This window comes from Mycobacterium sp. (genome assembly GCF_052143115.1).
Classification (GTDB): domain Bacteria; phylum Actinomycetota; class Actinomycetes; order Mycobacteriales; family Mycobacteriaceae; genus Mycobacterium.
Window position 1 is genome coordinate 1 of record NZ_JBKQTQ010000149.1, and the last position, 9596, is coordinate 9596.

The window sequence follows — 9596 nt, forward strand, 5'->3', positions numbered from 1 at the left end:
GCCACCCAGCCCTCCACCTCGAGGAAGCGGCGTTGCTGTTCCCTGGGCAGCAACGCCTCTCGGTCATGGAGTTGCCGTAGAAAGTCCCACCTCGCCCGGACCGTCTTGATCGGGTCCAGAAGTTGAAACCCGGTGCGGGCCATCCATCCGGACACCGAGAGACGGTTGAAGACGTGATCGGCGATCAGCTGGGCGCCGCGGCCCGCCAGGGCCGCGGGAATTCCGAACGGCAGACCGCTGAGCGAATCTACGGCGGCGCCGAATGTAATGACGCTGGCCAGGCCCTCGGAACGTCGGTAAGCCGCGGTTTGATAGCAGAACATGCCGCCCTGCGAGTAGCCCGCCAAATGCACCTCGCGGCCGGTGTGTGCGTGTACCGAGTCGATGACCCGGCTCAGCGCGACGACATGGTCGCTCAACGTGCGTTCGAGCCCACCGGTTTCCCGGTCCGGTGAGCCGAAGTCCACCACCCACGGGTCCACACCGAGATCATGCAGGACTCCGACCGCACCCTGGTCTCTGGTGACGTCGAACACGTTGGCCGACATCATCATCGGCGGCACAAGTACTACCGGCGGCCGTGACGGATCATTTGCGCCGTCGGGGAAGTAGCGTCGTAGCCGGTACATGTCGCACCGCTCCATGATCTGAAACGGCGACGGACGGGATCCGGTCTGAAGGCCACCGAACCGCAGCACCTCGATACCGGTCCGCGCGGTCGCGACCATCTGGGTTACCGGACCGGCGATCAGGTCGCTACCCCATGTCACCGATACCACATGTCACACCGACACTCCCGGTGATCACACATCCGCTGACGTCACCAAATCGACACTACGCGCAGCGAGGGTGCCGCCGCGGCAAGCCAACACCTGGAAACCCTCGTCATTCGGACACACGTATGTCTTCGCCGTCAACGGCGGAGCCCGGGGCATAGGGCCGGTTCTCGTTGGCGATACTGGACGGATGCCGAGCACCGATTTCCACCCTGATCTCCGCAGAGTCGCCCGCCTCGCGCCCCGGACAATGATCGGCCCGCGGAGTCTGCGGCTCATCCGGGCGCTGAGCGGCCTGCAGCGCAGCAAGAGCCACGACGGCCTCGAGGTGCTGATTCTGGGCTCCGGTGTCGGTGTGCGGCTGCACCGACCGATCGACGTCAGCCAACCCACACCCGCAATGCTGTGGGTCCATGGCGGCGGTTATGTGATGGGCACCGCGCAGCAAGACGACGCGCTGTGCCGGCGCTTCACCCGGGAGTTGGGCATCACGGTCGCGGCGGTGGACTACCGGCTGGCGCCCGAACATCCCTACCCCGCACCGCTGGAGGACTGCTATTCCGCGCTGACCTGGCTGGCCGGTCTGCCCGCCGTCGACCCAGCACGGCTGGCGATCGGCGGCGCCAGTGCCGGCGGCGGGCTGGCAGCTGCGCTGGCATTGCTGGCACGCGATCGCGGGGACGTCACGCCGGTGCTGCAGCTGCTGGCCTACCCGATGCTCGACGACCGCAGCGGGTCGGGGCCGAAAAGTCCGAACTATCGGCTGTGGAGCCCGAAAAGCAATCGCTTCGGCTGGGCGTCGTACCTCGGTACTGCCGACCCGCAGGTCGCGGTTCCGGCGCGCCGCGACGATCTGGCCGGGCTGCCCCCGGCGTGGATCGGCGTCGGCACCAACGATCTGTTCCACGACGAGGACCTCGCTTACGCCGAGCGCCTCACCGCGGCCGGGGTGCCGTGCCAGGTCGAGGTGGTCCCTGGAGCTTTCCACGGTTTCGACCAGGTGGTGCCGAAAGCTGCTGTGTCACGGTCGTTTTTCGCCAGCCAGTGCGCGAGCCTGCGCAGCGCCCTTGCTCCGACGGGCTGACCGGCGGCTATGCGCACCAGCGCACCATTCGCGGTGAGCGACGAACAGCGGGCGCTGCGCGACGCGGTCGCTGACTTGATGACGCGACACTCCAGCGAAGCGCAGGTGCGGACGCTGATGGCGACCGACACCGGTCTTGACCCGAAGGTGTGGCAGGACCTGGCGGCCATGGGGCTGACCGGATTACTGATCACCGAGGAATACGGCGGCGCCGGTGCAGGCCCGGTGGAAATGGGCATCGCGATGGAAGAGATGGGCCGGGTGCTGCTGGTCAGCCCGTTCCTGTCGACAGCGGTGCTGGTGCCCAGCCTGCTGGCCGCAGCCGGCGACGCGGCCGAATGCGCCGCGGTGCTGCCTCGGATCGCAGCAGGTGAGCTGATCGCCAGTGTTGCCTTCGCTGAGGACGACTCGGCTCGGTTGCCGGCGACGATCGTCACGTCTGCGGGCGCCATCGGCGACGCCTGGCATGTCACCGGCTATAAGCACTTCGTGCTCGACGGGCAGTCGGCGGACCTGTTGTATGTGCTGGCCGGAACCGACGCGGGGCCTGCCGTATTCGCCGTCGACGCCGGTGCTGCCGGCTTGGACATCAGACCGCTGACCACGGTGGACCCCACCCGTAAGCAGTGCCGCCTGCAGTTCGTCGACACCCCTGCGCGCCTGGTCGGACGGCTGGGTGCCGGCGTCGAGGTCTTCACCGCAGCGCTGGACCGCTCGGCGGTGGCATTGGTCAGCGAGCAGGCCGGCGGTGCGCGGCGCGCAGTCGAGATGGCCGCCGAGTACGCCAAGACCCGCTACCAGTTCGGCCGTGCAATCGGCAGCTTCCAGGCGGTCAAGCACATGTGCGCCGACATGCTGCTGGAGGCCGAGTCGGCGGTGTCCGCGGCGCGCTACGTCGCCGGATCATTCACCGAGCAAGCGCCCTCGCGCATCGCGGATCTTGCACTGGCGCAGGCGTATTGCTCGGACGCATTCGTCTTCGTCGCTGCGACCAACATCCAGGTACACGGCGGCATCGCATTCACCTGGGAGCATCCGGCGCACCTGTATTTGCGTCGGGCCCGCAGCGACGCCCAGCTGCTGGGCAGCCCATCGTGGCACCGGGAACGCTACCTGCGGCAGATCGGGGCATGAGCGATGACCGACCGCGTCGGCGACGATGCAGAGCGAAGCGATGCTGAGCAGCGACGCTTAACCGACGATGAACTGCGCGACGAAGTCCGAGACTGGTTGGCGGCCAACTGGATTCCCGGAATCGATCGCGCGGCGTGGGCCCAGCTTGTCGTCGACGCCGGATGGGCGGTGCCCAGTTGGGAACCAGAGTGGTACGGCCGCGGTCTCTCGGATGCCCAATCGCGCCTCGTCGCTGCGGAATTCGCAGCTGCCGGTGCCTCCGGCTGCGGCCACGACCGCGCGAACCTGTTTGCCTGTACCCTGCACGACGCCGGAACCGACCAGCAGAAGCGACGGCTGATTCCGCCGTCAATACGTGGCGAGAGCAAGTGGTGCCTGCTCTACAGCGAGCCCGGTGCGGGATCGGATCTGGCCGGCCTGCGCACCCGCGCCGAACGCCACGGTGACGAGTGGGTGGTCAATGGCCAGAAGGTGTGGACGTCGTTCGCCAAAACCGCCGACTACGGCATGCTGGTGGCGCGGACCAACTGGGACGTGCCTAAACACCAGGGCATCAGCTTCTTTATGTTGCCGATGCGTCAGCCCGGCGTGGAAATCCGGCCCATCCACCAGATCACCGGCGAATCGGAGTTCAACGAGGTCTTCATCGAAGACGCCCGCGTTCCCGCCGAGAACTTGGTCGGCGAGCTGAACGCCGGCTGGTCGGTGCTGCAGATCGCGCTCGGGTATGAGCGCCGGTTCATGGGCGATCTGGCTCGCACCGCCAAGGACAGCACACGGCCCCGACCCGAAAAGGCCAACCTTCTGGTCGAATTGGCGCGGGAAGCCGCCCGGCTGGACGATCCATACATTCGTCAGCAGATTGCCCGGGTCGACGCGATGGCCACGGTCAACCGCTGGAACACCCAGCGCTCGAAGGCCGCCGTCGATCGCGGCGAGGCGGCGACACTGATGGCGCTCGGCAAGATCGCGATGTCGCGGATCCTGCACGAGACGGCCCGCGTCGAAACCGAAATCGTCGGCGCCGAAGCCATGCTGGCCGGACCGGAGAATCCCATCGGTGACGCGGTGACATTCCGGACGATGAACGCCTACTTCACCTCGATCGGCGGTGGGACCGATCAGATTCAACGCAACATCATCGGCGAGCGCGTACTCGGACTGCCGAAAGAACCTGAGCCGTATCGCAATACACCGTTCCGGGATCTGCCGCACTGATTTGGCCCGCGGCGACGCGCCCGCGTCGATGCTTGAACTTCGTCGATGTTGCGGCCATCCTGGCAGGGTGGCCGGTCACGAAAAGCCGTCGCGGGGGATTCTTGACCCGGTGGCTCGTAAGCTGCGTCTGCCATTAGGGACGCCGGATTTCATCGACCGGATCATCCGCGGAGGCGTGAACCAAGCGGGCCGACGAACGCTGCAGATGCTGATCACCACGTGGGATGCCACCGGTGGCGGGCCATTCGCGGCCAGTGCGATCGCCACGGCGGGCCTGGCCAAGACGGTTGATATCGCCCAGGGTCTGTTCATCGGCCCGGTCTTCGACCCGCTGCTCAAGGCGCTGGGGGCCGACCAAATAACCTTTCGCGCCTCGCTGTGCGCCTCTCAAGTGGTCGGTGTGAGCATCATGCGCTACGGGGTGCGGGTCGAGCCGATCGCCTCCATGGATGTCGACACGTTGGTTGACGCGGTGGCGCCCACGTTGCAGCGCTACCTGGCCGAAGAAATATCCTGATTCACCTGGCCGCGTAGGCGATTTCGCCGCCGATGGCCGTCGCGGCGACCATCCCGGCGTCCAGTTCGGCCAGTGCCGTTTCGGGCGGTACGCTCAGCACGCAGAGGTCCCCCGGCTCTCCCGGTTGCAGAGTTCGCGCCCGGGTGGGTTGCTCGGGTAAACCAAAGAACATCGTCAAAGCCGTTCGCGCCGAGACGCGTTCGTCGTTACCCAGCACGGCTCCGCTCGGCGTGGTGCGGTGCACCGCCGCCCGCATGGCCGCCCACGGGTCAGGCTGGCCGAACGGCATATCGGTGGACAAGGCGACCGGCACGTCGGCCCGAAGCAGCGACGCCACCCGCCAGAGTTGGTCGTGCTCGGCGGCGGGAACCTCGTCGAGGTACTGATCGCCGCGCTCGGCGACGAAGTTGGGCTGGGTTATCACGGTCACCGCGAGTTCGGCGAGGTCGGTCAGGCAGTCCGGCGGCGCCACGGCGGCGTGTTCGATGCGGTCGCGCGGGTGTGTGCCGGCTTGGCGCAGCGCGGCGATCGTCACCACCAGCTGGGCCGCGGTCACGCAGTGGATGGCGACCGGCGCGCCGCAGCGGTGCCGGTCGGCGATCCACGCGGCGAGGTGGTCGAGGTTCAGGTCGTCGTCGTGCAGGATGCGCTTGCCGGGCGCCAGGCAGTACACCTGTTGACGCAGTTCGCCGCGCCGGTGCAGTTCGGCCAACCGCACCACATCGCCCACATCGAGATCCGGCGTGGCATCCGTGATTCCGGTGACTCCGTAGCGGCTCAGCCGATCACTGAGGCCGGCCAGATTGGTTGCGCCGCGGGTCAGCGCAGCCGACCAGGAGTCGGCACTGCGCAACCGCCCATCGGGATGCCCGGCCAGACCGACCCGCACCAAACCCGCCGAGTTGAGGATCCACAGCACGCCGCTGCGGTGCTGCATGCGCAGCGGCACGGTCGGGACCATCGCGTCCAGCGCCGCCCGGTCCAGCGGTCCGGCAACCGAATCGTGGTAGCCGACGGCGCGGATCCAGCCGTCTTCGCCGGGCTCGGCGCTGGCCAGCACGGTCGCCAGCGCCACACGGTTGCGTACCTGCGGCGGCCCGACCGGAACCGAGGTTTCGACGGCCGCCGCGGAGTGCAGGTGCACGTGGTGATCGTGCAGCCCGGGCAACACGGTTCCGCCGGCGGCGTCGAACACGTCCTCGCCGCTCCACGGCGCCAATGTCTCGGCCACGTCGCCGATCTGTGCCCCCACCCGCAAGTCGACGACCGCACCGTCCAGTGTCGTTGCACGCTGAATCAGCATGGTGCACAGAGTCTCTCGGACACAATGTGGCGCACTGCGGCGTTGTCGGCGCCCAGCGGCGACGCCGCCGGGCCGGGTGGCGGTTGCCGGGGCCGGTCGACAGGCATAGCGGAAGTCCGTAACGTCCGCGGCAGCGCGGCATATCTCGCCGCGACCTGCGCCATCGACACGTCGATGACCTCCCCGCCGCCGCGGCGCACCGACTGCCCCACCGCTCGCGCCGCCTCCAGTCCGGTCAACGGGTCGGCGATCGCGTCGGCGCAGAACACCGGTCCGTGCGTGCCGGCGCCGACCAGGCCACCCGCCACGGCGGCGTCGTCGCCGAATGCCGAGCGGTACGGCTGACCGCGGTAACCCTTGATGCGCAACCAGATTCGTCCCGGCCGGGCGGGCACGTCGTCGGCGCTCAACTGGCGGCGCCGCAGTGCCGCGGGACGGGAGCCCTCGATAACGATGTCGGCGGCGGTGAGCAGCCGGCGCAGCGCGTCGGTGTCGTTGTCGAAATCGACGGCGTAGGAGAGCTTTCCAAAATTCATCCAATCGAAGAAGGCGGGCTCGCCAGCACGGGTGCCGTCGGGTCGGCTCGGGCTTTCCACCTTGACGACGACGGCGCCCGCGCGAGCCAGTAACTGCGCGCACAACGGTCCCGCCCACAACGACGACACGTCGGCCACCAGCAACCCGTCCACCCGCCGCGGCCCGGCATGGCTGCGACACCGTCGCACCGTCGGCGGCTCCGCGCACACTTCCCCCAGTCCCGCTACGGCGATATCCAGCAGCTGGCCGCGGGCAACCACGGCTTCGGTCGAACGCGTTGCTGCCCAACCAGAAAGCGCCATCCACGGGTCGCCGGGAACCTTGTCGGCTTCCAGCAGCGCCGGCAGTGTCGCAATGTCATCCGCGCGCGGCAGCGCGATCGCACACCAACCGTCCGCGGTGGCCAGCAGTCGGGTAGCGCCGCCCGCCGAGACGCGGCCCCGACGGGTCAGGCCGAGGATCGCCGCACGGCCGGCCAGCATGGTGGCGGCGTCCACCTCGACACCTAACAACCGGGCGATATCGGCGCCCACCCGTCGGGCTTCGGCCAGCACCGCAGCGCGTGAGAAGTCCGGCTGTCCATCCGGCTCACCTGTCAAATAGGCCAGCCCGGCGTCCGCCCAGTTCAACGACGCGTCCACGCTCACCATTGTGCGCGCCGCCGGTCAGCGGCTTAGAACTGCAGGACGGTAAAACGCCAGTCCAGCACCTGCCACGGGGGGTCATCGTGCGTGTCGCTGACGGCGTACACCAACGATCGCAGTCCCAGCACCCCGCCGTTGTCAGTGGGTTCGGCGGAGTCGATGTGCAACTCGCTGTAGAGGGTGTCACCCTCGTACACCGGAGCGGTGTGGTCGCAGGACCGCCAACCGAGCACCGTCGCCAAATTGGGCAATAGCCGACTGGCTTGGGCCAGCGCCAGCCCGATGGTGTGCCCGCCGTAGACCAACCGACGTCCCCCGATGCGTGAATCGTGGTGAACGGCAGCAATATTCAGGGTCAGACGGGCCAGTTCTGGTGCACTGCTGACCACATCGGCACTGCTCTGCAACACCGTGCCCGCCAGATCGGTATCGAAATGCGGTCCGGGGATGCGCTCACGGAACACGTCGCCGTCCCACTCGTCGACAGCCGACGCCGGCGGGGCCAGATCGGCACCGACTTTCGATAGGTCGTCGGCGTGATCCGCGTCGTTCGGGCCGGCACCCGGACTCAGCGGCAGCATCGCGCAGCGGTAGAAGTCGAGGATCAGCCGGTCGGCCTGGTCGATGGTGGTCATCCGCAACGCCACCAACCCGGTGGGTGCCCTGTCCGGCTTGGCCGAGTTCTTCTTCAAGCCCACCACCTCGGTGCGGGTGAACAGGGTGTCACCGATGACCGGGAATCGATAGAACACCAGCCCGCGGTAGAACAGGTTGGCTTTGACGTGCTGGGTCACCAGCGTCGACTGGCCGATCGCGACGTCGCAAACCAGGCCGGGATGGGCCAGCGGTGCGGTCGACCCGGTGACCGCCGCCGACAGCTCGGCATCCAGCGGCAACCGCAACCGGTCGCCGAGGATGCTCTGGTGCACGGTGGCCAGCCCTGAGGTCAGCGTCATCGCGGGCGCGGCGGCGAAGACCTGGCCGGTCCGCAAGTCGTCGAAGTAGGGGCCGGTCATCGCTGCCAGGTTTCGGGGCATGCCAACATTGCCGTATGGCTATGGGGCTGAATGACGACGAGGAGATGCTGGTCGAGACGGTGCGTCAGTTTGTCGACAAAGAGGTCAAGCCGACGGTCCGTGAGCGAGAGCATGGCAATGAGTATCCCGAAGCGTGGATTGAGCAGATGAAGCGCATCGGTATCTATGGGCTGGCCGTCCCCGAGGAGTTCGGCGGTACCCCGGTGTCGATGCCGTGTTATGTGCTGGTGACTCAGGAGTTGGCGCGCGGCTGGATGAGTCTGGCCGGCGCGATGGGTGGGCACACCGTGGTGGCCAAGCTGCTGGCCCTGTTCGGCACTGCGGAGCAGAAGCGGCAGTATTTGCCGTTGATGGCCACGGGTGAGCTGCGGGCCACCATGGCGCTGACGGAGCCCGGTGGTGGCAGTGATCTGCAGAACATGTCGACCACCGCGTTGCCTGACGGTGCGGAGCATCTGGTGGTCAACGGGTCCAAGACGTGGATCAGCAATGCCCGGCGTTCGGGGTTGATCGCCCTGCTGTGCAAGACCGACCCGGCTGCCAGGCCGCGCCACAAAGGCATTTCGGTGCTTTTGGTGGAGCACGGCCCGGGGCTCACGGTGTCGCGGGATCTACCCAAGCTGGGCTACAAGGGGGTAGAGACCTGCGAGCTGTCGTTCGACGGCTACCGGGTGCCGGCATCGGCGATTCTCGGCGGCGAAGCGGGCAAGGGTTTTTCGCAGATGATGAAAGGCCTTGAGACCGGCCGTATTCAGGTCGCATCGCGTGCGCTCGGAGTCGCGACCGCGGCGCTGGAGGATGCGCTGGCCTACGCGCAGCAGCGCGAGAGTTTCGGCCAGCCGATCTGGAAGCATCAGGCCGTCGGGAATTACCTGGCCGACATGGCGACCAAACTCACCGCCGCCCGTCAGCTCACCCGTTACGCCGCCGAGCGCTACGACAGTGGCGAGCGTTGCGACATGGAGGCCGGGATGGCCAAGCTGTTCGCATCCGAGGTGGCGATGGAGATCGCGCTCAGCGCGGTACGCATCCACGGCGGCTACGGCTACTCCACCGAATACGACGTCGAGCGCTACTTCCGCGACGCCCCGCTGATGATCGTCGGCGAAGGCACCAACGAAATCCAACGCAACGTCATCGCCGGGCAGCTGGTGTCCCGGGGCGGCATCTAGGGCACGATCAGCCGTGCGGACAGACCAGCTCGAGCCGGTATTTGTGGCCGACTAGCCAAAGTGTCCGTGGTGGGACGCCCGTTCCGGGCTGAAAATGGTGTGGTGGTCGCCTCGTCGACGCCGTGGCTCTATGGTCCTTCGAGGCCGTCGACTAGCCGGGTGTTGGGGATCGCG

8 protein-coding genes and 1 pseudogene are annotated in these 9596 nt (G+C 67.5%); 5 read left to right on the plus strand and 4 right to left on the minus strand.

Translation table 11 applies throughout. The features are described from left to right. Window positions 1–728: pseudogene (locus ACLQI9_RS15580) on the minus strand (acyl-CoA synthetase); the annotation flags it as partial. A 238-nt stretch (window positions 729–966) separates the two neighbouring features. On the opposite strand from ACLQI9_RS15580, the gene ACLQI9_RS15585 reads away from it, so the two are divergent. Genes ACLQI9_RS15585 through ACLQI9_RS15600 form a run of 4 tightly spaced genes read left to right on the plus strand, consistent with a single transcriptional unit; the run spans window position 967 to window position 4729 of the window. After that, a complete protein-coding gene (locus ACLQI9_RS15585; RefSeq protein WP_442376438.1) occupies window positions 967–1860 on the plus strand; it encodes an alpha/beta hydrolase in 894 nt (297 codons plus the stop codon). A gap of 33 nt (window positions 1861–1893) precedes the next feature. Continuing rightward, complete coding sequence (locus ACLQI9_RS15590) at window positions 1894–2994, plus strand: acyl-CoA dehydrogenase family protein (RefSeq protein WP_442376436.1); 1101 nt, start codon at window positions 1894–1896, stop codon at window positions 2992–2994. A 3-nt stretch (window positions 2995–2997) separates the two neighbouring features. Continuing rightward, window positions 2998–4212 (plus strand): acyl-CoA dehydrogenase family protein, encoded by a 1215-nt coding sequence (locus ACLQI9_RS15595; RefSeq protein ID WP_442376434.1) that lies wholly within the window; start codon window positions 2998–3000, stop codon window positions 4210–4212. Window positions 4213–4240: 28 nt separating this feature from the next. Next, on the plus strand, window positions 4241–4729 hold the full coding sequence (locus ACLQI9_RS15600) for a TetR/AcrR family transcriptional regulator (RefSeq protein WP_442376432.1): 489 nt from the start codon (window positions 4241–4243) through the stop codon (window positions 4727–4729). A 1-nt stretch (window position 4730) separates the two neighbouring features. Here the strand turns inward: ACLQI9_RS15600 and ACLQI9_RS15605 are convergent, their stop codons facing one another. From ACLQI9_RS15605 to ACLQI9_RS15615, 3 genes are read right to left on the minus strand one after another with little or no spacing between them, the layout of a single operon-like run. Further along, window positions 4731–6032, minus strand: coding sequence for an amidohydrolase family protein (locus tag ACLQI9_RS15605; RefSeq protein WP_442376430.1), 1302 nt, complete (start codon window positions 6030–6032; stop codon window positions 4731–4733). Beyond that, a complete protein-coding gene (locus ACLQI9_RS15610) occupies window positions 6026–7219 on the minus strand; it encodes a CoA transferase (protein WP_442376429.1) in 1194 nt (397 codons plus the stop codon). The genes ACLQI9_RS15605 and ACLQI9_RS15610 overlap by 7 nt, the downstream gene beginning before the upstream one ends. A gap of 23 nt (window positions 7220–7242) precedes the next feature. After that, window positions 7243–8250, minus strand: a complete 1008-nt coding sequence (locus tag ACLQI9_RS15615; protein WP_442376427.1) for a MaoC family dehydratase — start codon at window positions 8248–8250, stop codon at window positions 7243–7245. A 14-nt stretch (window positions 8251–8264) separates the two neighbouring features. Here ACLQI9_RS15615 and ACLQI9_RS15620 point away from each other — a divergent pair, with 14 nt between their 5' ends. After that, the gene (locus ACLQI9_RS15620) at window positions 8265–9422 is read left to right on the plus strand and encodes an acyl-CoA dehydrogenase family protein (protein ID WP_442376424.1); all 1158 of its coding nucleotides are present in this window, start codon (window positions 8265–8267) and stop codon (window positions 9420–9422) included. Window positions 9423–9596: the final 174 nt, after the last annotated feature.

Bases quoted from the DNA above. Each gene is read 5' to 3' on its own strand.
- ACLQI9_RS15585 (WP_442376438.1), top strand. From the start codon at position 967: ATGCCGAGCACCGATTTCCACCCTGATCTCCGCAGAGTCGCCCGCCTC.
- ACLQI9_RS15595 (WP_442376434.1), top strand. From the start codon at position 2,998: ATGACCGACCGCGTCGGCGACGATGCAGAGCGAAGCGATGCTGAGCAG.
- ACLQI9_RS15600 (WP_442376432.1), top strand. From the start codon at position 4,241: ATGCTTGAACTTCGTCGATGTTGCGGCCATCCTGGCAGGGTGGCCGGT.
- ACLQI9_RS15605 (WP_442376430.1), bottom strand. From the start codon at position 6,032: ATGCTGATTCAGCGTGCAACGACACTGGACGGTGCGGTCGTCGACTTG.
- ACLQI9_RS15610 (WP_442376429.1), bottom strand. From the start codon at position 7,219: ATGGTGAGCGTGGACGCGTCGTTGAACTGGGCGGACGCCGGGCTGGCC.
- ACLQI9_RS15615 (WP_442376427.1), bottom strand. From the start codon at position 8,250: ATGCCCCGAAACCTGGCAGCGATGACCGGCCCCTACTTCGACGACTTG.
- ACLQI9_RS15620 (WP_442376424.1), top strand. From the start codon at position 8,265: ATGGCTATGGGGCTGAATGACGACGAGGAGATGCTGGTCGAGACGGTG.